Origin of the sequence: Bacillus sp. SM2101 (assembly GCF_018588585.1) — a bacterium.
In the GTDB taxonomy this organism is placed as follows: domain Bacteria; phylum Bacillota; class Bacilli; order Bacillales; family SM2101; genus Nanhaiella; species Nanhaiella sioensis.
Genome location: NZ_JAEUFG010000007.1, coordinates 76,497 through 100,495, shown reverse-complemented (window position 1 = coordinate 100,495; position 23,999 = coordinate 76,497). Strand labels below are relative to the sequence as shown.

General features: G+C 33.7%; 19 protein-coding genes. 14 read left to right on the top strand and 5 right to left on the bottom strand.

Features of this window, described 5'->3' with window-relative positions; translation table 11 throughout:
- Positions 1-1,072: 1,072 nt before the first annotated feature.
- The 3 genes from JM172_RS08630 to JM172_RS08620 are packed head-to-tail and all read left to right on the top strand — an operon-like array spanning position 1,073 to position 2,836.
- Complete coding sequence (locus JM172_RS08630; RefSeq protein ID WP_214481784.1) at positions 1,073-1,396, top strand: PadR family transcriptional regulator; 324 nt, start codon at positions 1,073-1,075, stop codon at positions 1,394-1,396.
- Positions 1,389-1,949 (top strand): HAAS signaling domain-containing protein, encoded by a 561-nt coding sequence (locus tag JM172_RS08625; RefSeq protein ID WP_214481783.1) that lies wholly within the window; start codon positions 1,389-1,391, stop codon positions 1,947-1,949. The genes JM172_RS08630 and JM172_RS08625 overlap by 8 nt, the downstream gene beginning before the upstream one ends.
- On the top strand, positions 1,946-2,836 hold the full coding sequence (locus JM172_RS08620; RefSeq protein WP_214481782.1) for a DUF4097 family beta strand repeat-containing protein: 891 nt from the start codon (positions 1,946-1,948) through the stop codon (positions 2,834-2,836). The genes JM172_RS08625 and JM172_RS08620 overlap by 4 nt, the downstream gene beginning before the upstream one ends.
- A 219-nt stretch (positions 2,837-3,055) precedes the next feature.
- Here the strand turns inward: JM172_RS08620 and JM172_RS08615 are convergent, their stop codons facing one another.
- The 3 genes from JM172_RS08615 to JM172_RS08605 form a co-directional block, all read right to left on the bottom strand.
- Positions 3,056-4,111: an iron-containing alcohol dehydrogenase family protein gene (locus JM172_RS08615; protein WP_214481781.1), complete on the bottom strand. Its 1,056-nt coding sequence runs from the start codon at positions 4,109-4,111 to the stop codon at positions 3,056-3,058.
- A complete protein-coding gene (locus JM172_RS08610) occupies positions 4,108-4,761 on the bottom strand; it encodes an MtnX-like HAD-IB family phosphatase (protein WP_214481780.1) in 654 nt (217 codons plus the stop codon). Before JM172_RS08610 ends, JM172_RS08615 begins: the two co-directional genes overlap by 4 nt.
- A 184-nt stretch (positions 4,762-4,945) precedes the next feature.
- Complete coding sequence (locus tag JM172_RS08605; RefSeq protein WP_214481779.1) at positions 4,946-6,745, bottom strand: dihydroorotate dehydrogenase; 1,800 nt, start codon at positions 6,743-6,745, stop codon at positions 4,946-4,948.
- A gap of 748 nt (positions 6,746-7,493) precedes the next feature.
- Here JM172_RS08605 and JM172_RS08600 point away from each other — a divergent pair.
- The 4 genes from JM172_RS08600 to JM172_RS08585 all read left to right on the top strand — a co-directional run bounded on the left by JM172_RS08600 (position 7,494) and on the right by JM172_RS08585 (position 10,432).
- Complete coding sequence (locus tag JM172_RS08600) at positions 7,494-8,084, top strand: acyl-CoA-like ligand-binding transcription factor (protein ID WP_214481778.1); 591 nt, start codon at positions 7,494-7,496, stop codon at positions 8,082-8,084.
- Between the two features lie 76 nt (positions 8,085-8,160).
- Positions 8,161-9,015 (top strand): ABC transporter ATP-binding protein, encoded by an 855-nt coding sequence (locus JM172_RS08595; RefSeq protein ID WP_214481777.1) that lies wholly within the window; start codon positions 8,161-8,163, stop codon positions 9,013-9,015.
- Positions 9,012-9,716 (top strand): fluoroquinolone export ABC transporter permease subunit, encoded by a 705-nt coding sequence (locus JM172_RS08590; RefSeq protein ID WP_214481776.1) that lies wholly within the window; start codon positions 9,012-9,014, stop codon positions 9,714-9,716. The genes JM172_RS08595 and JM172_RS08590 overlap by 4 nt, the downstream gene beginning before the upstream one ends.
- Positions 9,716-10,432, top strand: a complete 717-nt coding sequence (locus JM172_RS08585; RefSeq protein WP_214481775.1) for a hypothetical protein — start codon at positions 9,716-9,718, stop codon at positions 10,430-10,432. The genes JM172_RS08590 and JM172_RS08585 overlap by 1 nt, the downstream gene beginning before the upstream one ends.
- A 167-nt stretch (positions 10,433-10,599) precedes the next feature.
- Here the strand turns inward: JM172_RS08585 and JM172_RS08580 are convergent, their stop codons facing one another.
- Both JM172_RS08580 and JM172_RS08575 read right to left on the bottom strand, forming a co-directional pair.
- Complete coding sequence (locus JM172_RS08580) at positions 10,600-11,679, bottom strand: GerAB/ArcD/ProY family transporter (protein WP_214481774.1); 1,080 nt, start codon at positions 11,677-11,679, stop codon at positions 10,600-10,602.
- 373 nt (positions 11,680-12,052) lie between these two features.
- Complete coding sequence (locus tag JM172_RS08575; protein WP_214481773.1) at positions 12,053-13,141, bottom strand: tyrosine-type recombinase/integrase; 1,089 nt, start codon at positions 13,139-13,141, stop codon at positions 12,053-12,055.
- A gap of 363 nt (positions 13,142-13,504) precedes the next feature.
- Here JM172_RS08575 and hmpA point away from each other — a divergent pair, with 363 nt between their 5' ends.
- The 7 genes from hmpA (at position 13,505) to JM172_RS08540 (ending at position 23,999) form a co-directional block, all read left to right on the top strand.
- Entirely contained in the window at positions 13,505-14,725 is a 1,221-nt protein-coding gene (gene hmpA, locus JM172_RS08570) for an NO-inducible flavohemoprotein (RefSeq protein ID WP_214481772.1), read from the top strand.
- A 599-nt stretch (positions 14,726-15,324) separates the two neighbouring features.
- Positions 15,325-16,008, top strand: a complete 684-nt coding sequence (locus JM172_RS08565; protein WP_214481771.1) for a response regulator transcription factor — start codon at positions 15,325-15,327, stop codon at positions 16,006-16,008.
- 1 nt (position 16,009) lies between these two features.
- Positions 16,010-17,011 (top strand): sensor histidine kinase, encoded by a 1,002-nt coding sequence (locus JM172_RS08560; RefSeq protein WP_214481770.1) that lies wholly within the window; start codon positions 16,010-16,012, stop codon positions 17,009-17,011.
- 94 nt (positions 17,012-17,105) lie between these two features.
- Complete coding sequence (locus tag JM172_RS08555; protein ID WP_214481769.1) at positions 17,106-17,789, top strand: ABC transporter ATP-binding protein; 684 nt, start codon at positions 17,106-17,108, stop codon at positions 17,787-17,789.
- The gene (locus tag JM172_RS08550) at positions 17,786-20,392 is read left to right on the top strand and encodes an ABC transporter permease (RefSeq protein WP_214481768.1); all 2,607 of its coding nucleotides are present in this window, start codon (positions 17,786-17,788) and stop codon (positions 20,390-20,392) included. Before JM172_RS08555 ends, JM172_RS08550 begins: the two co-directional genes overlap by 4 nt.
- Positions 20,393-21,160: 768 nt before the next feature.
- Positions 21,161-22,915: a peptide ABC transporter substrate-binding protein gene (locus JM172_RS08545; RefSeq protein ID WP_214481767.1), complete on the top strand. Its 1,755-nt coding sequence runs from the start codon at positions 21,161-21,163 to the stop codon at positions 22,913-22,915.
- 157 nt (positions 22,916-23,072) lie between these two features.
- Positions 23,073-23,999: an ABC transporter permease gene (locus JM172_RS08540; RefSeq protein ID WP_214481766.1), complete on the top strand. Its 927-nt coding sequence runs from the start codon at positions 23,073-23,075 to the stop codon at positions 23,997-23,999.

Here is a 23,999-nt window from a genome sequence, read left to right as displayed (position 1 = left end):
ATCACTCCTTAAGAATATTTGTTCTTAATTATAGTGTAAAATAGAGAAGAGCTCAACACTTTACTCTAACTAAATGTAAGTTTTTTATCTTAGAGAATAGTTTTTTCATTATATCATCCTCTTTTCGTTTACTGTGTTGCTAATAGTTAAGCGGAGAATCAACGAAAGACCTATTAAAGAATAAATTAACGGAAAAGTCATTTCAAACTTTTTGAAAACCTAAGCATAATGGTATTAACAAAAGTTCGGGAGTAAAAATAATGAATTTATAGCATATTTATATGGGGACTTAAAAAAACACAAGCTATATGAACTATAATGGTTAATAAGTCTATAACATTAATCTTACAGGAGGGTTGAAGGTGGTTCATTTTACACCTTAACACAACATGAAAATACTAAGAGGATTTGGGATATTTATCTTTTTTATCTTCGTAATTCTTTACATAATCATTCGTTTGGGTATGGAAAGCAGTACCTTATTTCAAATTATGACGGATATATTACTGTCTGTAGCTGTGTTATTAACTGTTATGTCCATGTTTCTTAAGACAAGAAATAAATGAACTCGTTATTGAAATTTCGCTCGTTAAATGTAGACTATTGTAGATGTAGAATTAATAGCTTATCTAAAGAATCAAGATTCATAAGTGACCAAATGTAATAAGTACTAAATGTGGAAGACAGTATAGTGTTGTAATACTTACCGTCTTCTTATTTTTTTCCTTATTTTAAATTATACTGTTCGTTATTTTTCGTACTTAGGATATTCACGTATATTTCGAGTCTGGTGGAAATTTAATGCACATTTAAAATAGGATTTCAATAGCAACAAAATTTAAATAGGATTAATGATCATTATGAAGGTAGAAATAAATTGATAAAGATTCTATGTTGTTTTATTGCATATTTTCTATGCACAGTTTGTATATATGAAATATGGGCGGTAAAACTTTGTTTAGTACCTTGCATTATTCAATACTGTATATTATCATTAAGTTGTGGTAAATATTAGTTTTATAGGTAGTAACTAGAAAAAACTTAAAGGAAAGAAAAATAGGAGGTGCATATAGTGAATGTACAATTTAAAAAAGGTGTCTTAGAATTATGCGTCTTACTTTTAATATCAAAAAAAGATCAATATGGGTATGAACTAGCTCAAAATATATCGAATAAAATTCAAATGGCAGAAGGAACTTTATACCCTTTACTTAGAAGGCTAACGAAGGACGAATATGTATCAACTTATTTAGCTGAATCGACGGAAGGACCACCGAGAAAGTATTATTCATTAACAACTAAAGGAAGCGACTATATGACCATTCTAGTTGATGAATGGCAGCAATTTTCTAAGGCTGTCAATTTATTTATAGAGGAGGGATTAAATCATGAGTAAACAAGAATTTTTAACTAAGCTCGAGCAATTGTTAAAGCGTGTTCCTGAGCATGAACGAAAAGAAATGTTATATGACTATATAGAGCATTTTGAAGTAGGGCTAGATAATGGAAAGAGTGAAGAGGAATTGATAAGTGAACTGGGTGACCCAGAACAGATTGCGCGTGATCTTTTGACAGTCTACCGTGTTGAGTTAGCTGAAAAAGACAAGTCAGTTTCAAATATGATGAACGCAATTTTTGCTACAACGAGCCTTAGTTTTATTAATATTGTATTTGTATTGGGTCCTGTATTAGGTTTAATAGGTGTATATATTGCGTTATGTGGAGTTGCTATTGCGTTTACACTTTCGCCAGTAGTACTTATACTGTCGCTACTAATTAATGGCCCAGCAGGGAGTTTAGCTGTTAACTTTTTTGTAGCAATCACATTATGTAGCTTAGGTTTATTAATGGGGATAGGTATGATAAAGCTCGGAAAGTATTTATATAATATTATTCTCCGTTACATTAAATTTAACATTCATATTATTAAAGGAGGACAGACAGTATGAAAAAACTGTTACTTGGGTTGCTAGTCGTTTTTCTTATAGGAGTTGTTGGATCCGTCGTTTCAATTAATGCAACAGGAGGCTTATCAATTAATACGGTAACTTTACATGATAAAAAAGTAGTTCAGAATGAAGAGATAAAAAAAATTGACATAGACTTTGCGTCAACTGATATAGAAGTGTTACCTTCTGACGATGACCGCTTTACTATTGAGGTAAATGGTAAAGTAAGTGAAAAGCTGAAAGAAAAATATCAATTAGAAGTAGAAGAAACAGGTGATTTGTTGAAGGTACAGTTTAAAAAACCAGATACTTATTTTCATATTGGAATATCTATAGTAGATACAACTGTATCAGTGTTTTTGCCTACAAAGTTATATGAATCAGTAACATTACACACAGCGTCAGGTGATATTGAAGCTGAACAAATAAAAGCTACTGAATTTAATATATCAGCAGCATCTGGTGATATTGAAACGAAAGGCATAGAGGCTGATCGGATTTTTGTAACAACTGCATCAGGAGATATTACAGTAGATGATCAGCAAGCTGTTCATTCATCATTTAAGGCATCATCTGGTGATATGATTTTAACAAATGTAATAGGTGATGTAAAAGCAAATAATGCTTCTGGGGATATTTCCATATTTAATGAGGAATCTTTTGGAAACATTACCGCAGATGCTGCGAGTGGTGATGTAGATATCGAATTTATAAAACCCCCGTCATCTCTATACATTAATTTTAGAAGTAGTTCAGGTGATGGAGTCGTTGAACTAGATGGTGTGAACTATGACGAGAAATCTGATGGCCGGATAATCGGCACGATTGGATCTGGGGATCATGAATTAATTGTTGATATTTCATCTGGTGATTTCACACTCCGATAATAATCACGACTGATAAACAATGCGAATTGACCGATAAACCCGAGTAACTGACCCAAAAATGATAAAAATTGACCGATAAACTAAAAGATTTGACCCGTAAATCCAGGAAATTGACCGATAAACTATAGGATTTGACCCGCAAACTCTTTTAGTTGATCAATATCGTAGTAGGGTATGACCCCTTTAGCACTGCTTTTACGCAGTGAGGGTCATACCCCTTTAGCACCCAAAAATTTGTTGCAACATAGGGTCATCCTCTAGAAATTTCAATGCTTGCTGCCGATACTCATCATCATGCAAATATGTATACCGGTTCGGTTTAATTGTTGGAGCGATTTCAATGGCCTGTCGGTATTCATCCTTATGTAATTGTAACGTTTTTATATATTCAAAAAAGCCAGTTCTAGTAAATACTTTCATCATTCGTTCTGCACGATGACATTGTACATTAGCCATAATATATGTAGCGAGGCCAACTTGAATCCCATGCATTTGTGGTGAAGTGGATATTTTATCAAGTGCATGAGATATAAGATGTTCTGAGCCACTAATAGGAGAACTATTGCCACTTATCGCTGTTGCAATTCCACCCATAGTCAATGAGCTTATTAATTCCTTTAAAAAAATAGGGCTACTTATTTCATTCATCGGAGTTCGTATAAAGCTATTTACAGCTTTTTTACTAAGCATTGATGCAAAAGCGCTAACAGAACTCACCCCATGGTTCTCTTCAAATTCCCAATCATACAATGCAGTGATATTTGACATTAAGTCACCGATACCTGCTAAAATGAATCGCTTAGGTACTTGTTCTATAATTTGCAAATCAGCAATAATACCATAAGGGACTTTCGCGGGTACCGTTGTTTTCTTGCCATTAACCTCGATAGAACAATTACTGCTTGCAAATCCATCATTGGACGCTGAGGTAGGTATACTTATAAATGGTACTCTTCTAGAAAAAGCAATATATTTTCCATAATCAATGATTGTTCCACCGCCCATTGCCAAAACGACTTCATAACGTTCCATCTCAAAGGCAGTTTTGATAAGTGCTTGGATATCTAAATTACTTGATAACAGTTTCATATCTAACTTCAACGTTGTTATCGATTGTTGAATCGTATCTTTATAAGTATGGTAAGTAAAATCATCAAAAAGAATAACCGCATTCGTAAAACCATGCTTCTGTAAAATTTGTTCTAGATGTAGCGAAGCTCCTTGCCGTATTTCTAAAATAGCAGGGATGGGTATAGAAGTCACAGGATTGATCATTGAGATATCATTCCTTTGTTCACCAAATACTGTTCAATTTCTGTGAAATCATCTACAGCAACATATGGTAATTTCTTTTCACTTAATAAATCCTGTAGTCCATTCTTGGCAAAAGTGATATCTGCATGTGCAGCAGGATGAGAATCAGGTTCACTATCTCCCGCGAAATATACAAGGTCATATTGTTCTTTTAACTCTTGAATTACTTTTGCTTTATCAATTCCGTACCGTTCAGAGTAATGTCTATGTTCTGGGTCAATATTTAAATGCACATTTCTTTCTTGATAAAATCCTTTATTAGAAAGCACTTCTACGTCAGATACATGATATTTCTGTAAAATATGTTTTATGTAGTAGTCAGTTCCTGCACTTAAAATATAAAAATCACCACCGTTTTGTTGAACATGTTCGATGAATGTAGGTACGTATTCATCAATCGGAATAGCAAGAATATCATTAATGATTTGTTGTTCTTCTTGATGGATGGATGTAAATACTGTTGATAAGAAATCAATGTCCTTTATATCTCCAGCCTTCCATTGCTTACGTAGCTCTTCACCTTGTTTAAAATATTTTTCGATGACGATATAATAAAAGTCTTTTTTCGAAATTGTACCATCGAAATCGGAAACAAATGCCCATTTTTTCATGATTATTACCCCCATTTTTTCATGTCTTTTTTGTTGTTTTCGAATGAATAAATTAATGGCTTCGCTATAGTATTCTCTATGATTTGCTATGATATATCATCATAACATAATTCGTGCTTGGATAATGAAGCGTTTAAATTTCACAGAAAAAAATATAGTAAACTACTAATATTATTGTAGTTTACTATCTGAGTTCATCTGTTTGTTTTTGAAAAAATCGATAGCTCCATATTAGACCAGTAAAGAATAACATTAATGCTATATACGCTGGTAACAGGTGTATAAAGGTCGTATAACCGATCGCTATATGTATTGAAATCCCAGTTATAAAAGCTGGGATACCTCCAATGAACAAAGTCCACCATACCCATTTGTTACCTTGTTGAAATCCCCATAAAGATACCGTTAACACTAATAAGCCGACACTAAATAAGGCACTGCCAAAACCAGCACGATCGTGGGCAATTACAGGAATTAATCGCTCATTGAACAACTGTATAAGTTCTGGAGGCATGCAAATATACAATAAATCTGTTGGTACAAATACCGATGTAACACCAATATAAGAAATAATTATGCCCCCAAGAACAAATGAAAATCCTAACATTACAAAAGCAAGTTGGCCAAATAAACTTTGCTTCCATATTTTATGGTTTTTTGTATTCGTAGAAGTAGGGGTATTAATAATCCCTTTCGTTTTTAAAAACCCTAACACGTAAAAGGGTAATAATAGTAGCCAAAACAGTAGATGAAGCCAATCAAAATAACCATACCCTATAAATAAAAAAATGCCGAGAAATCCGGTTATAGCTGCAAGATCAATCGCTTGTTTTGCCCATCGAAGCCCCTTCTTAACACCGTATGAAGCTAAATTCATATAAACAATGCCACCTGAAATCATTGTTCCAGCAAGCGTCATTCGGTCGTGAGACATAAATAACAGAATGCGTTCATTAAAAATCCAAATCGATTCCTTGTTCATTCGTAAGAACTGTTCATCATATGGTAACAGAACAGACGTCAAGCTAATAAAGAGAGCAATTATTCCACCAAACAAAATAAATAAACCGAACAACCAATAATATTTCCAACCTAGTTGGGGTATTATTTTTTCTTGTCTAGTTGTTAATACCGCTTCATTTATCCGCTTCGTTAAGCCTGGACCTGCGAAAACATAACCACTAGAAAGCATGATTAAATCTGCACCAGCTTCTAAAAGCAATAAGGCGTCATTAGGCTCTTTAACCCCCCCAACCGTAACTATAGGTTTTGTGAACTCACTTTTTTTCAAGTATCTTATTTTTTTTATTAGTTCGTCTGTATTATTTGTAGTTAACCAATCCTCATCTAATACAATACCATCGAAAGTCTCAAAGAAATCGAGCGTGTGATCGTTGAGAGATTGAATAGGTGTTGCGACGTAAATAGGTTTAGTCGTAGAGAAAATGTTCCCTTTTTTCGCCATGTCTTCTTGAATGATAAAAACATCAGCTAACTCTTCTAATTCTAGAATCATCGTCTTAAGTTCTTGTTCATTCCCAACTAAACTCATTAAGAGTTTCTGTTGTAGCTTTAGTTTATGTAATTTCCGTTTAGTTTCATCTAGACCAATGGATTCGAAGTCATTAGAAAACTTAATATACTCTTCCTGAAAGTTAACTTCTGGTGCAGTTCCTTTCTTTGAGTCTATCGTGATAGGCCCGATCTCAATAAAGCTAAATCCTAAGTTGGAAAAGGCCTTTGTCCCAGAAAGTAATGGGTCTATTTTTCCCGATAAACCAACAGTGTGTTTGAAGTGAATATTGTTAACTTCTGTCGTAAGTAAGGGTGAGGATTCTTCCCTACCCAAAAAGTTAATAATATGATGACCATCTGGGAGAGAAGCAACCATGTTCATACTTCTATGAATAAACTCACGAGAGGTGGTCGGCGACAGGTGTTTAATTACTGGTTTAAATATTTGATGGTAGGACCAATCTGGCATCGCTTACACCCCCAATTTGTGTTCCTCATTTAATTTTACCACCTCAATAGGGGAAAATGTTCCATCGAATAGAATTAACGTAAAAGAAATATGAGTGTTTATTATAAAAACATTATGTAAACAACAAACGTTTAATCAATTATTTAATGAACAAAGATCAATCACTCTCTCTAGTTGAGTATATGTTTATTTCTTAATATGAGAACAACCTTCCTAACAAAGAACAATCTACGTGTTTTTTAAAATCAAAAATTTTTAAAGTAGAAAAATATTACGAACGTAAGTGTATGTGTGATTATAACTAAGAACGAATAACAATAATTTATACGGAAAGATTAGACGGTACTTTTCTTATCATTTTTAGTCTGTACCAACGATGACTAACATATAAAACCACTTAGTTGGTATTAATTTAGCTACAATTGCAATAAAAGATTACGAAAAGACTCTGCGAAATACTACATACTAGGTGCAAGTTGAGGGTAAGAGCGTATGTTTTTAATAATGATCCTTGAGTATTGATTAGTGTATTTAGACATTAGACAAATACATTTAGCACTTGAAACATAAAAGTTTGCAGTCAAATAAAACCATTCAATTGAATGAAGCGGGCTACCTAGCTAATAAGGTTCATAAGGAAAATGATAAAAAAATATGTCTCATAAAAATTGACAGTGACTGTCAATTAGCATAGACTATCAATATAATTCCACAATTAAAGTCCGACTTCAAACTAGGAGGCGATTCGATGACTGAGCATAAAAAGGCAAGTCTCAGAGATAGAAAGAAGGCAAAAACGAGAGCCGCTATCCAACATCATGCTTTAGCCTTGTTTGAACAGCAAGGCTATGCCAATACGACTGTTGAACAAATAGCAGAGGCATCAGAAATATCGCCAAGTACGTTTTTTCGCTATTTCCCAACGAAGGAATCTGTCGTACTCGACGATGATTATGATCCAATTTTAATTAAAGCATTTCAAGCGCAGTCGAAGGAACTTACACCAATCCAAGCTTTTCGAGGAGCAGTAAATGAGGGGATGTCTTACATACCAGAGGAAGGGAAAGAAGCACTTCAAGAGAGAATGAAGCTAATTATGTCTGTACCTGAACTCCGTGCAGCAACATTAATTCATGCTAGCGGGACTGCAAAGTTAATTGCAAAGCTGATATCTGAGAGGCTTGGTTGTGATGAGAATGATTTAGCTGTCACTACACTTGCTGGATCTATAATAGGTGCACTTTTTTCAGTGGCATATTATTGTATTCAACATCCTAACGTTAATGTTGTTGACGCTATTGACCAAGCTTTAGCGCAATTGGAATCAGGTTTTAAGTAAAAGCGGTAATGGTTTCAGGGTAAGCATCCATACATTCTATGCTCTTAAATCAAATGCTAACTATGGGGTGATTTTGTTGATTGAAGTTGCTAAGCTTAGATATCAATATCCAGGCGCTACTGAAAAAACGATTAGGGGCCTTGATTTCAGTGTGAATAAAGGAGAAATATTTGGCTTTTTAGGCCCATCTGGTGCAGGAAAAAGTACAACACAAAAGATTTTGATAGGACTGTTAAAAAATTACGAGGGTAGCGTGAAAGTTAATTCAAATGAGTTGCATTCTCTAAACTCAACTTACTATGAACAAATAGGTGTTGCATTTGAATTTCCTAATTTCTATCAAAAGTTTACTGCATTAGAAAATTTGAGATTTTTTAACAAAATGTATGCAGAAAAAACGAGTGACCCAGAAAAACTATTAAAGCTCGTTGGCCTTGAGGAATACGCTAATGTGAAAGTGAGTAAATTTTCAAAAGGTATGAAAATGAGATTGAATTTTTGTCGTGCCTTACTTAATAATCCAAACATTCTATTTTTAGATGAACCTACATCTGGGCTTGATCCAGTAAATGCAAAAAAAATAAAAGACCTCATTCTAGCAGAAAAGGAGAGAGGTACGACAATTATTATAACAACTCATAATATGCTGACTGCAGAACATTTATGTGATCGTGTAGCTTTCATTGTAGACGGTACAATTGCGGCAATCGATTCTCCAAAAAATTTAAAGTTATCAAAAGGAAGAAAAATCGTTAAATTAGAATATCGGAACAATCAATCTTGTTATGCTGACGAATTTCCGTTAATGAATCTAGGAGAGAATGAAGATTTTCAGCAAATTATTAGAAATTATGAACTTTTAACTATTCATACACAAGAAGCGACACTTGAAGATATTTTTATTGAAATGACAGGAAGGAGATTGGCATGAGACTTGTACATGCGGTTGGAATGGATATTCGCTTTCAGATGCGTCAAGGGTTCTATTATGCATACGCATTAGTGTGTCTATTCTATGTGATCGTATTTCACTTTTTACCTGATGCCCATTTGGAAAAAGTCTCTATTGCTATAGTTTTTTCTGACCCTTCTGCCTTAGGCTTTTTCTTTATTGGTGGAATTGTGTTATTAGAGCGTGAGCAATCAACTTTAGATTCGTTATTCGTTACACCACTTCGCATCCATGAGTACTTCATCTCAAAAATAATGTCACTTACTATATTAGCGCTAATGTCGAGTACTTTCACCATGCTCATTTTCCATCATGATCAATTGAATATACTCACCTTTTCTGTAGCAGTGGTGTTAACTTCAATTTTCTTTACCTTACTTGGACTAATTTTAGCTGTAAGGGTTTCTTCAGTGAACGGGTACTTATATTTATCACCTCTATACATCATTGTGTTTTTTCTTCCTTTATTAGAGTATTTCAACATTTATGATACATGGCTTATGAATTTATTACCGACAAGAGCTACACTGTTGTTACTTGATGGCAGTCTCGATACAATAACTGTTTCACAGTTCATATATGCTTGTATCATTCAAGCTGTTTGGATATTGGTCGTTTATGTAATTGCATATAAGGCTTTTTATAAATTTATTGTGTTACGTATAGGAGGGAGCAAATAATGAAACGAGTAGCTGCATTAGCTGTACAAGACGCTAGAAATATTATTAAAGACCCGATACTTGTCATCGCAATTTGTTTTCCCTTTATTTTAGGATTGACTGCACGGTTCGTCTTACCAGTTATTCATAGCTGGGTACTTGGCACATTTCAATTTGATCTATCAAATCATTATCCCTTTATTATTAGTTTGTTATTATTAATGACGCCTTTATGGATGGGAGTGTTAATGGGGTTTATTTTATTAGATGAAAAAGATGAAGGTGTTGATCTTTATTTTGCTGTGACTCCATTAACGAAGTCTGGGTACTTCATGTTCAGGGTTTTTAGCCCAGCTGTTCTAACATTCTTTCTGTCTTATATAGTTATTATGTTACAAGGTTTAGTACCTTGGCATGTTATTAATTTTTTCCCAATTGCAGTCATGTTGGCATTGGAAGCACCGTTGCTATCACTTATTATGGTTACTGTTGCATCAAATAAAGTAGAAGGGTTAGCAATTTCGAAGGTCCTTACACTAATGTTTTTCACACCTGTCCCACCATATATTTTTCACAATAGTTGGACGATGTTGTTTGGAATTGTACCCTTTTATTGGCCAGCAATCATCTTTATGGAGGATAGTAATCGTGTAGCTTTATTATATGCTATCGGTCTTCTTGTTCATATCATATGGCTGAATATAGTGATGAAAAAGTATTTAACAAGGGTTAGCTAATAATATTGCGTTCATTAGTCGTACTAACTGATTTAAAATAAAGGTTATTGTTATAATATGTGGTACGGTAATAGCTCTATATTGATAACCAAATATATATAAATAATCTATGTTATCATATAAGTATAAAATAATAATATTATGTAAACTAAAATATGTTCTTATTGTTATTTTTTAAGTTTTTTGCGTAATGTTGAAATACTAATTAATAATAGAAGTAATATTGGGAGTAAGAATGCGATAATGAACTCAGCTGAACGAAGAAAATAAATCCACTTTTCTAATTCAACTTGAGTATTTACTACAATAGTACATAGGAAAGAAACGAGCAATAAGCATATGATCGAAAGTCTTGGAGAAATTTTAGGAATTGCATGTTGGATTAACTGGTCGGCCCCCCAAAAAAATACAATAATCGTAATGAGTACTTCAAACAAAAATAAATGGATTACGATCCCTTCAACTCGCTCTATAAAAGGGAACTCAATATACTCAAACATCGTTAATAACGGATACGTTTCATTAGATAATTGGTCATAGCTAAAGAAACCGAATGAAATGAGACACGTGATGGAATATATGAAAGTAAGCAATAATTGGGAAAATAAAACTGGCTTAAAAGCTCCTTTTAATTTTGCGATATACGGTATTAAAAATAATGACATTTCGATACCTAAGAAGTGCAATGCAACTTGATTACCTTTTTTTAGCAGTTCTTTCTCTCCCTCAAAAATAAAGGGTGTTAATCTTGTTAGTCTAAATTCCCCTAGATTATATCCCAATACGAAAACAATTAAAATTGTTATAAAAAAAACAACTGTAGCTTTTGCAATATGGTATATACCACTCCTAACTAGCCAGTAGGTGATAAGTAAAACCATAATAACAAATAATGATGGTGGCATTGTCGGATAATATTGCATACCTATTATTAATTGAAAGTTTTTAGCTATTAAGATGCTAAGTGAACTATAAATTAAAGCAATAATAATATAAAATGGCTTTAATAAGAAGTTGGGTAAATGACTGTTAAAAATCTGGAAGATCGATTTACCTTTACTATAATGAAATACAAGCCCTATTAGTAAAATATTCACTACGAAAATCATTGATACTATACTTATTCCAATCCAGCCGTTCGTTCCAAAAGCTTCTGCTGTAACACGAGGTAAACTAAAAATACCTACACTAATTTGAGTCATGTAGATAAGTATTGCAACTTGATAAGGAAAAAGTTTTTCTTGCATGATTGTTCTCCTATATTTTGAAACAGGAAATATTTTATATTTATGTATAGTATTAACTTCGAAGGTAGAAGATATGTATTTTTTACTAGGATTATGAAAACAACTAATAAAAGGACTAATATAAGTGTCATTTCTGACATATATAGTCCTTTTTATTTGTATGATTAATACTCAACATAAATTTGTGGTGATTATATTGAGTGATTGTATAACCTGTTCGCGTAGAGGATAATAAAGATTTCGTTCATCACTCACTATATTAAGCTGATATCGCATGCTTTTATGCAACTAATACACACGTAAAATGACAAGGTTAAGGTAGTTCACCTTCTATAAAACTAGAGCATTGTACATCAATCATTAGGCAAATGATCTATCCATCATTAAGTAGAGCGATTGCTTTTTTCTTCGTTTCGCTTTGGATATGTGCATAAATTTGAGTAGTTGCAACAGATTCATGCCCTAATAAATTTTGAATCGTTAATACATCAACCCCTTGCTGAGCTAGCTCTGTTGCAAAACTATGTCGGAGTTTATGTGCAGTAATATGTTTGTATGTCAAAAATGGCAGGTGTTCCTTTGCTCTAATTAGATGGCGGTTGATCATCTTTTGTACTGCACTAACTGAAATTCCGAGTTTTAGTTTTTTTAATTTAAAATCATAACCGACAAAGAGTGGATCATTTGGTTTTGTGGGACGAATGTCTTCATCAAGCTTATGTAGATACAATTGTATATTGTTAAGTGTGTCGTCTGATAAGGGGACACTTCTTTGTTTACTACCTTTACCGATGACTGTAATTTCCTTCCGATGCCATGAAATATTATGTACTTGTAAGCTACATAATTCTGAAATCCGTAATCCTGTCATCATCATTAAGTGAATGATTGTAATGTCTCTATATTTAAATAACTGTTGATAAGTTTTCTCCCTGTTAGATTTATAATTATCTTCGTTATTGATAAATGTTAATAATTCACTACATTCCTGTTTTGTTAAGAATACCGGCTCAGAACGTCCTACTTTAGGTCTTTCGATCCCTTCAATTGGGTTACTTATAATTACGTCTTGTTGCTGCAAATAAGAGAAGACAGATTTTAACGCTGATAATTTTCTATTAATTGTTTTTGGATTATTTTTTTGTTCAATCGCAAGATAACGAACGTAATTTCTAACGCCTGAGGGCTCCAAAGCTATAAAATCATCCAACGTAATGTCATTCATATTAAGCTCAATACTCGCTTTTTCGATGACGTACTCGAAGAAAAACTTGAAGTCGTATATGTAGCGTTGAATTGTATTTGTTGAATAGTTTAAAGAAATTCTACTTATTAAATATGCCTGTATAAATTGAGGCATGTTAGAAAAATAGTGATAGTTTTTTTCGACATCAGTATAGTCATTGTCAATTGCTAAAGTTTGTAGTTCATCTGATTGATTAATCTTATGAAAGATTGACATAATCGTTCACCCTTAACTATGAGTCTATAATATTCGTATTAATAGTTCCGTGAAATATATGTTTCATGGAACTATTATAAAGAAAGAACTAATAAACGTCCATACTTTACGTTTAAAATACATAAATTCCATTAAAAAGGGTATATTTTAGCTGTAAGAGGTTTTATCTCGGTTTAGACGTATGCTATTCTAATCTGATTTCAGTGAGTTTATATCTGAATCTGAAAGGTCGTTTTTTTTGAAGGAAAATCATTGTCACAAATTAGACAAATTATATGTGATTCAAATCACAAGTCGAGGTCTTAGTTTTTACTATAATTACATTGTAAACGATAATAACTACTTGACTAGGAGAGATAGAAGATGCTAGATCAAAAAACAATTGAAATTATTAAATCAACAGTTCCAGTACTTGAAGAACATGGTGAAGCTATTACAACTAGATTTTATGAATTAATGTTTGGAAATCATCCTGAATTATTGAATATTTTTAATCACGCTAATCAAAAGCAAGGCAGACAACAAAAAGCATTAGCTAGTGCAGTATATAATGCGGCAAAATATATTGATAATTTAGAAGCCATTATTCCTGTGGTGAAGCAAATTGGCCATAAACATCGAAGTTTAGGAATTACAGCCGAACAATATCCGATAGTAGGTAAGCATTTGTTATTAGCTATTAAAGATGTGTTAGGTGACGCCGCGACAGACGAAATCATGAATGCATGGGAAAAAGCATACGGTGTGATAGCAGATGCGTTTATTTCAGTTGAAGCCGATATGTATAATGAAGCTGAACAAAGCCATGGTGGTTGGAAAGGTTTTAGGAAGTTTATTGTAGATAAAAAGGTCAAGGAAAGTGATGTCATCACATCTTTCTATTTAAAAGCAGAAGATAAACAAGCTATTTCTAGCTTTATACCAGGTCAATACATTAGTGTAAAATGTAGCATTGATGGTGAAGAATACACTCATATTCGCCAGTATAGTTTATCAGATGCTCCAAATAAAGGGCATTATCGTATAAGTGTTAAAAGAGAAACGGGACAGGGGGATATTCCTGACGGTAAAATTTCTAATTATTTACATGATGACGTACAAGAAGGGGATATATTAAACCTCAGTGCCCCAGCTGGTGATTTCGTACTTAATACTGAAGTACAAAATGATGTTGTCTTATTAAGTGGAGGGGTAGGAATTACACCAATGGTAAGTATGCTTAATACGATCGCGGATACTCAACCTGAACGTAAAGTTACTTTTATCCATGCGGCTATTAACGGAAATGTTCATGCGATGAAGGATGAGGTAAGTGCTGTTACGTCAAAAAATGAACAAATTTCAGCATACTATAGCTACAATGCTCCAACGGTAGAAGATATAAATAATAAAGCCTTTGACCATGAAGGATTCATTACACTAGAGTGGTTACAACAAATAGTTCATAATACAAACGCTGATTTTTATTTCTGTGGTCCTCTTCCATTTATGAAAACAGTGTATCAGTTACTAAAAGAAATAGGTGCACCACAAGACAACATTCATTATGAATTCTTCGGCCCTGCGAGTGATTTGGAAGGATAATGATTGTGCCTAAAAGAAGATTATCATTATAATTTGAGTGGTAAGATGCATGGGTTACTCATCATGATCATAGCCATCGATATTAATAAAAACATAACAAAAATAGCCACCTCCTATGTAGGTGGTTATTTTGTTTTGGAGCAAAGCAGTGAGGTAAGGTTCCATCTTTAACCAAAAAACAAAAATCAATGCTAAATAGCCTAGTTTAAAAATTAGCTCAAAGATTTTGTGGAGGTATGTAGTTTGTATAAACTACTGGTTTGGCGTACTATAAATAATCATAAGCAACCTATAGCAGTGGAGGATGTAATTCATAAATAAATCTGGCATTTTTCGGAAACTTTGTTGAAATTCTGACCAAACTACCATAGTAAGAAGGGGGTTAATACATTTAACATCGTTTTTTAGAGAGCGATAGTCGTATACATTCCATTACTTGATTGGGAAACAACAATCAAGTCGTTAAAATCCATAAACTACGACTGGCCGAGCTCGTTTACATATGATATATCTTTAAAAACTAAAATAAGTTTAGATTATTTAATCAAAGGTTAGAACTTAAATAAGTGTAAGAAATATATAGATAGGATGAATATGAGATGAAAATATTGATTGTGGAAGATGATAAGACGATTGCTTCAGGGCTTGAATATTCTTTGCAAGAAGAAAACTATTCTACAATTCTTTGTCATGATGTTGCATGTGCGAAAAAGGAGCTCTCAGATCAATTAGACGAATTAGCGTTATGTTTGTTTGATTTATCTCTGCCTGATGGCAGTGGGTATGATTTATGCCGTATTGTGAAAAAACAAGCTGATGTTCCGGTGATTTTTTTAACTGCGGTTGATGATGAAGTTAATGTTGTAATGGGTCTAGACATGGGCGCAGATGATTATATAACCAAGCCGTTTCGTATTCGTGAGCTACTTTCAAGGATCAGATCAGTTTTACGAAGATACCAAAAGCAGACACAGACAAAATCTGTCATTACAATAGAAAATGTTCAAATTAATACAAATGAAGGTAAAGTGTATAAAAATGGAGTGGAAATTACCTTGACAGCTTTAGAATATCGTCTCTTACTTATCTTCGCTAACCATATCGGTCAAGTTCTTTCAAGAAACCAGCTATTGGAACAGATTTGGGATGTAGCAGGGGATTTTGTAAACGATAACACTTTAACCGTTTATATTAAGCGACTACGTGAAAAGCTAGAGGATCACCCCCAAAAACCGACGATAATCAAAACAATTCGTGGGTTAGGGTATAGGGTTGGTGAATAGCTTGTTACGTCATAAAGAGGTACAAATGTTTTTATTTATTATGTGTTTGATTAGTCTTTGTGCAACGATGCTTGGTGGTTTGTTGTCAATTAGTGCAATGGTACTTATTTTCATATGTTCCACAATGTTAATTAGTATCACCCTCATTTTTACACACCGGAGATACCGAGAAATAGAAATGCTCTCTCATTATTTGCGCCGAATTAGCTCAGGTGATTACACTCTTGATGTCCGTGATAACGAAGAAGGTGAGTTAAGTATACTAAAGAACAATATTTATAAGGTCACGTCTATGCTATCGGAGCATAAATCTCTATTGCAACAAGACAAAAGCAAGCTAACTGATGCTATTTCAGATATTTCCCACCAGCTTAAAACCCCGCTCACCTCAATGATGGTAATGACAGATTTGTTAAGTGATGATGAGCTGCCAACAGCAAAAAGAGATGAATTCACTCATAATCTACGTATTCAAATTGAGCGTATTGAATGGCTTGTTTCCTCATTATTAAAGATATCTAAAATCGATGCAGGAACGGTTCAATTCAAAAAGGATCGAATAAACGTGAAAAACCTTATCCAAAAATCAATAGATCCTGTTTTGATTCCGATGGATATTAAAGAACAAGTATTATCAATTAATGGTGAAGACACAACATCTTTTCTTGGGGACCTTAACTGGTCAGCCGAAGCTGTTATAAATATATTAAAAAACTGTGTGGAACACACGCCTGACGGTGGTGTAATCACCATTTCTTTTTCAGAAAATGCGCTGTTCACTGAACTCATCATTGCTGACAATGGTAAAGGGATTCCAAAGGAAGACATACCTTATATTTTCAAACGTTTTTATAAAGGAAAAAATGCCAATACCGATAGTATCGGTATTGGTCTAGCGATAGCTTACAGTATCATTACTAGTCAAAACGGTGATATTGAGGTTCAGAGTAAGGAAGGTGAGGGAACACGCTTTTTGATTAAGTTTTATAAACAAGTTATATAATATCAGTAGGTGACTATATTGTCATTTTACAGTCATTGGATAGTCATTTTAGACAGTTATATTAGAAGTACGTCGACTTTTGGAGGTTATACCATTGGAAATTTTAAAAATAGATAATCTGTCTAAAATATACGGTAAAGGTGACACGGCAGTTAAAGCACTTGATGATGTTACATTTTCGATTCATAAAGGTGAATTTGTCGCAATTATTGGACCGTCAGGATCTGGGAAGTCAACACTACTTCATATGCTGGGAGGTGTCGACAAACCTTCAAGCGGAAAAGTAGTAGTCGATAACACCGATATTTATCAGCTAAACGAGACTCAATTAGCTGTTTTTCGGCGAAGGCAAATAGGCTTAATTTATCAATTTTATAATCTAATACCGATATTAACCGTTGAAGAAAATATTACGTTGCCATTATTACTCGATGGACATAAAGTAGATAACAAGCTACTTAATGAAATCGTTACGACCATAGGGCTAAATAACCGCTTAGGATATTTACCAAATCAACTTTCAGGTGGACAACAACAACGAATATCGATCGGAAGAGCATTGATTAGTAATCCGACCATTATGTTAGCGGATGAGCCGACAGGTAACCTAGATAGCAAGAACAGTAATGAAGTAATAAATTTATTAAAACTGTTTAATAAAAAATATAACCAAACATTGATCGTCATTACACATGATGAAAAAATTGCTTTGCAAGCAGATCGAATTATATCTATTGAAGATGGAAGAATTGTCAAAAACGAGGTCATTCGTCCATGAATATTATTAACAAACTAACCCTTAGGCATTTGAAGAAAAATAAAAGGCGTACAATCGTAACCATTATTGGGATCGTTATTTCTGTTGCAATGGTGACGGCTGCAGCGACGCTTACGACCTCATTTATAAGTGCCTTGCAAAAAAATGCGATGGAACAAACTGGGGAATGGCATGTTGTCTACAATGATGTTAATAAAGATCAGATTGAAAGTATTAAACTGGATGAAAATATTAAGGCAATGTCGCTTGGTAATGAGGTTGGGACTGTTCTTTTAGAAGGCGCAGAAAACACGAGTAAGCCTTATTTATTCGTAAAAGAATATAATGAGCAGGCATATAACCAATTTCCGTTTCAATTACTTGCTGGAAGGTTCCCGAAATCAGATAATGAAGTCGTTATTTCAAAAGATCTCGTAGCAAATACAGGTGGAAAATACGAAGTTGGTGATCAAATAACATTAGAAATTGGCGAACGATATGTAACTGGTGAGAGTGCTAGCGAACCTTTAGACCATATGGTACCATTACAAAGGGCGAATGGAGTTAACATCGAAACATTAAAAAATACACAAATAAAACCTTATACAATTGTTGGGGAGATTGAAAGTCCGTCATGGGAGTCAACATTATCGACACCTGGATATATGATTATTAGCTATTTAGATGAGAATTTACTTCCATCAAACAAAACAGTTGATGCATATTTAGCTCTAGATAAAGTCAGTCAATCTTTATATGATACCTCGAGTTCTTTAGCTAAGAAAAATAATATCGATGCTGATAAGATCCAATATAATACTCACTTATTGGGTTATTATGGAGTGACAGGTTTAGGAAACTTGAGATTGACGATCTTGGCTTCAGAATTCATTATTATAGCGGTTATTGTCGCTGGCTCGGTAGCCTTAATTTATAATGCCTTTACCATAAGTTTTGCTGAACGTGCTCGATATTTAGGTATGTTAAGCAGTGTAGGTGCAACAAAGATTCAAAAACGTAATTCTGTTTTATTCGAAGCAGCAATTGTCGGCTTCATTAGCATTCCAATAGGTATTATTATAGGGTTAATAGGTGTAATGATTACTCTCTCAATCATTAACACATATATACAACAATCTTTAAATATAGGTGAGAAACTATTAACGCTAACCGTTACGCCAATGTCAATGTTGGTTGCAATTGGTGTTTCACTAATAACAATCTTTATATCATGTTATTTACCAGCTCGGAAAGCTTCAAAAGTTTCAGCTATTGATGCCATACGCCAAACTCAAGATGTGAAGCTAACGGGGAAAGAAATAAAAACATCAAAAATTGTTCGGAATTTGTTTGGAATTCAGGCTGAAATCGGTTTGAAAAATGTAAAGAGAAATAAAAGAAGGTACCAAGTAACTATCTTTTCTTTTGTAGTGAGTATTATCCTTTTTATAACAGTTTCTTTTTTTACCGATCATTTACAAAAATCAATAGAACTTTCACAAAGGAACGTTAATTATGACATTCAAATAACAACTAGAAATGAAGATACAACAATGTTAAAGCCTTTATCTACGTTAGATAATGTGACGAGTGCTAGTATTGTAAAAACAATGCATCTATACTCATGGATTGATGATAACATCGTACCTGATGATTCTAAAAAATGGATTGGTCCAACTAGTAAAAAAGAAGGTGGAAAAATCCTCTATAACGTAGATGTAAATGTACTAGATGAAGATAGCTACATTAAATATGCTAAATCAATTAATGTAGATCCCGAAAAGTTGAAGACTTCTGATCAGCTTAACGTGATATTGATAGATACATTTAAACACATAGATGAAAAGACGCAGCAAATAATTGAAGAAAAATCTATTTACGCACAACCTGAAATGAAAATAAGTTTAATTGACAAAGTTTTCGGAACTGGTAAACAAGCAGGCGAAACATTTATAAATTCTGTGCAAATAGCAGCCGTCACTGACCAATATCCAATGGGAGATATTAATATAGATTTCCTTGAATTTGAAATCGTCATACCAGAAAGCTTAGTGGAACAACTGTTTCCTACTAATTATGTTCAAGGATTTTTTACGGATCTCTATTTAACATCTTCCGATCCAATGCAAACATACACTGAAATCGAAGAGCTAAATGATGCCAATTTCACTATTTATAGTTCTCATGTAGAACGAAAACAAAACAAACAGCTGATGCTATTAATTAAAGCATTTTCCTATGGATTTACGATACTCATAACAGTGATATCAGTTGCAAATATATTTAATACGATTTCAACTAGTATTGCTTTACGTAAAAGAGAATTTGCAATGCTAAAATCAATTGGTATGACTTCTAAAGAGTTTAACAAAATGATTAATTATGAAAGTTTCTTTTACGGAATAAAGTCTTTGTTATATGGCTTACCAATTAGTATCGTAATCATCTATGCCATTCACCGGGCCATGTTGAACACAATCAAACTTGAGTTTTCGATCCCTTGGGCGGATATGATAATTGTTATTATTGCTATATTTTTAATTGTAGTTGTATCTATGCTGTATTCCAGTACTAAAGTAAAAAAAGATAATATTATTGATGAATTAAAAATGGAGAATATATAGGTTATAAACGTAGTCTTGGGAAAGCACCTTCCTGAGACTACTTTTGTTATATGACTGAAAATTATTAATGAAAACATCCGTAGGTGTGTTTAATAACAGTTTCAATCTGGTGTCGCACACATTAATGAATGTCATACAAAACTAACACAATATAACATTTGATTAGTAAACCTATCAAATTCATGCTGTCCAATTTACGTAAAAATACCAACATGGTTTCAAAAAGAAGAAAAATTGCTGTAGGCACTTTTCGTAAGCTGAATTCCTTTTCAATAAAATTTAAACAGGTAGATAGTAGTTTTATAATTATAACAAGAATTCTAAATAAGAAAAAAGCCAAGAACGCTACTTAAATACTTGTTTATTTTGTTAGTGTGTAACACTAGAGCAGAAGAATCTATATGTACAACATAGAAGATAAAAACATTGAATATTTAAAATATTTTTACAATGTGTATGGATACATATACACATAACTAACAAGCTCTTATCACCGTCCATAACTAAATACAAATTATTTATCCTTCAACAAAGATCCCTGTTTTTATCACACATCTTTATATGAGCACGATATCCAATTTGTACATTGACTTCAAATACTTTGATACACATTTAATTTACCTTGGCACACATCTTGCAATATACATATGTAAGAGCGTGGAATAATTGTAATCACTCTATGACAGCATCCACTGAAGATTGCAATAAAGGTTACCGGTAATGTTTCCGTAACTCAAGGCTCACGCAAAAATAAGAGGAGGGGAAATTATGAAAAAGAGAACAAGTTGGTTAATGGTTATGTTAACAGTTGTATTGGCAGTCGTACTTGGTCTTGCTGGTTGCAATAGTGAAGGAGCTTCACAGACATCCGACTCATCATCTCAAAAAAGTAACGAAAGTAGTAGCGATAATAACAATAAGGAAGCTGAAAGCACGAATAGTGAACAAGTTTATAACACGATTATGAGTGAACCTACTTCATTAAGTCCTGTCTATGGTGCCTATACTCAAGATTTACTTCTCTTAAATAACATTCAAGAGGGGTTAATGAGAAAAGGGCAAGATGGTGCTACTCTTGAATATGGCTTAGCAGAAAGTCATGATTTTGAAAATAATACCTATACATTCTATTTAAGAGACGCAACATGGTCAAATGGTGAGCCTGTAACGGCTTATGATTTTGAATTCGGTTGGAAGACTGTGATGGATCCACGCAATGCCGCAGAATATGGGTATTTGTTTGAAATTACATTAATTACTGGAGCGGCGGATTTGGTGTATATGGAAATTCCAGAAAACGAGGCTGAAGCTGAAACAGCTATACAAACTGCGAAAGATGCTGTAGGTGTCAAAGCACTTGATGATAAAACACTAGAGATTAAAGTGAATGGAGAAAGCCCAGCTTTTCTAGAGTTACTTGCTTTTCCATCGTTAGTACCAATTCAACAACAGTATTTTGAAGAAGTTGGCGGTGTAGATGTGTATGGAACTGAAGCAAGTAATATGCTTTATGCAGGTCCTTTTGTAGTAGAAGAGTGGTCCCACGATGAAGTAGTTGTTTTAGCGAAAAATGAAAAATATTGGGATAAGGATACGGTTCAACTTGATAAAATCAACATGCCATGGATCTCAGATGATAATACAAGAATGCAAATGTATGAGCAAGGTGATATTGATGGTGTAGCTCTCCCTAGTGATTATATTGATCAATATGCAAATAGTGATGAAGCAACGTTGCGTACAAGAGCGAATACGTGGTGGTTTGTATTAAACCAAGAAGCAGAAGGTCTCCAAGGTGAGTATTTAAGAAATGCAAAATTTCGTGAAGCATTAGCAATTGGCTTTGATCGTGCAGAAATGAGTCAAGTTGCATGGGGAGGAACACAGGTTCCTGCAGGTGGTATCATTCCTCCAGGTATGGCTGGTTCACAATCAGGTGTAGATTTCCGTTCTGAATTCACAGAAAATTCTAATTTGCTAAAATTTGATTTTGATAGAGCTAAACAACTCATTGAAGAAGCAAAAGCTGAAATTGGTGAAGATGTTCCAGAATTTGAATTAATCGTTTATCAAAGTGATGATTGGGCAAAAACAGGACAGTACTTACAACAAAAATGGGGAGAAATCGGTGTCCCATTTACGATTAAACAAACAGACTCCAAAATAAGAAGAGCATTAATGGATAGTAGAGATTACAATTTAGTAGCAGCAGGATGGACTGCAGATTATGATGAGCCAAGTACGTATTTAGATTTATTTGTTTCAACAGGATCGTTTAACAAAAATGGATATGTAAGTGAGAAATACGATCAAGTACTTGAGGATGTTAGAGCAACGAATGACATGAAAGAGAAATTTAACTTATACGCTGAACTGGAAAGAATTGTTGTGTCAGATTATGCATATATTCCTCTATCACATGATGGGTATTATAGTTTAGAAAGAACATATGTTGATGGTATTGTCACTCATGCTGTTGGTCCAAGATCATCATACAAATGGGCATCGGTAACAGAAAAGTAAAAAAACACAAACGTAACTTCTATTGTTATTGCTTTAACTCAAAAGGTATGTACTAATTTGAATTTCAAAATAATCAAGGTATATGTTTTGTACATATACCTTGATTTAACTTGACTACTCTTTTTTCAAGTCACACCAAGATAGGAGATGGATAAGTATGCTAAAGTTTTTCCTCCGGCGTTTATGTTTTATGATCTTAACTTTATGGGTAATATGTACGTTATCATTTTTCTTTATGAAAGCAATTCCTGGAACGCCTTTTGAAGAAGACAAAATTCCACCAGCAGTGTTAGAAAATATGAAAGCAAAGTACGGATTAGACAAACCGATACCAGAACAGTATGCAATATATTTGTCAAATGTTGTACAACTTGATTTTGGTGTATCGTACAGAATAAAAAATAGAGAAGTAACGACTATTATTGCAGAGAAAATTGGACCTTCTGCGGCAATCGGGTTGCAAGCAGTTGCGTTAAGTATCCCATTTGGAATATTACTTGGCATTATTGCTGCGATATGGAGAAATACATTAATAGATTATTTAGCTGTCGGTATTGCCGTATTTGGATTCGCAATTCCAAGCTTTGTAGCAGCAGTACTACTCCAATATGTAGTTGCAGGGAAACTAGAATTATTACCTATTGCGCAATTTGAATCGTATAAACATACGATACTACCTTCGTTAGCAATTGCGTTAGGAGGTTTTGCATATTACACAAGGATGATGCGTTCGGAGCTACTCGAAGTATTAGGACAAGACTATATAAAAACTGCAAAATCTAAAGGGTTGTCTCAGCCTCTTGTTCTTATGAGACATGGTTTAAGAAATGCGATGATTCCACTCATCACTAGCTTACCAGTTGTAATCATTTTCAGTATGACAGGCTCGTTAGTCGTTGAAGAAATCTTTGCCATCCCAGGTATTGGTAAGGAATTAGTAACTTCAGTCATAACACGAGATTATACAGTAACGATGGGTTTGACGTTATTTTATGCGATTTTATACATCATTAGTCTATTTATTGTGGACCTATTGTATTCTATTGTTGACCCAAGAATTCGTATCATAGGGGGGACTGAATAG

Excerpts from the sequence above, each read along its gene's own strand:
- JM172_RS08625 (WP_214481783.1), top strand. The coding sequence starts at position 1,389 with ATGAGTAAACAAGAATTTTTAACTAAGCTCGAGCAATTGTTAAAGCGT.
- JM172_RS08620 (WP_214481782.1), top strand. The coding sequence starts at position 1,946 with ATGAAAAAACTGTTACTTGGGTTGCTAGTCGTTTTTCTTATAGGAGTT.
- JM172_RS08615 (WP_214481781.1), bottom strand. The coding sequence starts at position 4,111 with ATGATCAATCCTGTGACTTCTATACCCATCCCTGCTATTTTAGAAATA.
- JM172_RS08610 (WP_214481780.1), bottom strand. The coding sequence starts at position 4,761 with ATGAAAAAATGGGCATTTGTTTCCGATTTCGATGGTACAATTTCGAAA.
- JM172_RS08605 (WP_214481779.1), bottom strand. The coding sequence starts at position 6,745 with ATGCCAGATTGGTCCTACCATCAAATATTTAAACCAGTAATTAAACAC.
- JM172_RS08600 (WP_214481778.1), top strand. The coding sequence starts at position 7,494 with ATGACTGAGCATAAAAAGGCAAGTCTCAGAGATAGAAAGAAGGCAAAA.
- JM172_RS08590 (WP_214481776.1), top strand. The coding sequence starts at position 9,012 with ATGAGACTTGTACATGCGGTTGGAATGGATATTCGCTTTCAGATGCGT.
- JM172_RS08585 (WP_214481775.1), top strand. The coding sequence starts at position 9,716 with ATGAAACGAGTAGCTGCATTAGCTGTACAAGACGCTAGAAATATTATT.
- JM172_RS08580 (WP_214481774.1), bottom strand. The coding sequence starts at position 11,679 with ATGCAAGAAAAACTTTTTCCTTATCAAGTTGCAATACTTATCTACATG.
- JM172_RS08575 (WP_214481773.1), bottom strand. The coding sequence starts at position 13,141 with ATGTCAATCTTTCATAAGATTAATCAATCAGATGAACTACAAACTTTA.
- hmpA (WP_214481772.1), top strand. The coding sequence starts at position 13,505 with ATGCTAGATCAAAAAACAATTGAAATTATTAAATCAACAGTTCCAGTA.
- JM172_RS08565 (WP_214481771.1), top strand. The coding sequence starts at position 15,325 with ATGAAAATATTGATTGTGGAAGATGATAAGACGATTGCTTCAGGGCTT.
- JM172_RS08550 (WP_214481768.1), top strand. The coding sequence starts at position 17,786 with ATGAATATTATTAACAAACTAACCCTTAGGCATTTGAAGAAAAATAAA.
- JM172_RS08545 (WP_214481767.1), top strand. The coding sequence starts at position 21,161 with ATGAAAAAGAGAACAAGTTGGTTAATGGTTATGTTAACAGTTGTATTG.
- JM172_RS08540 (WP_214481766.1), top strand. The coding sequence starts at position 23,073 with ATGCTAAAGTTTTTCCTCCGGCGTTTATGTTTTATGATCTTAACTTTA.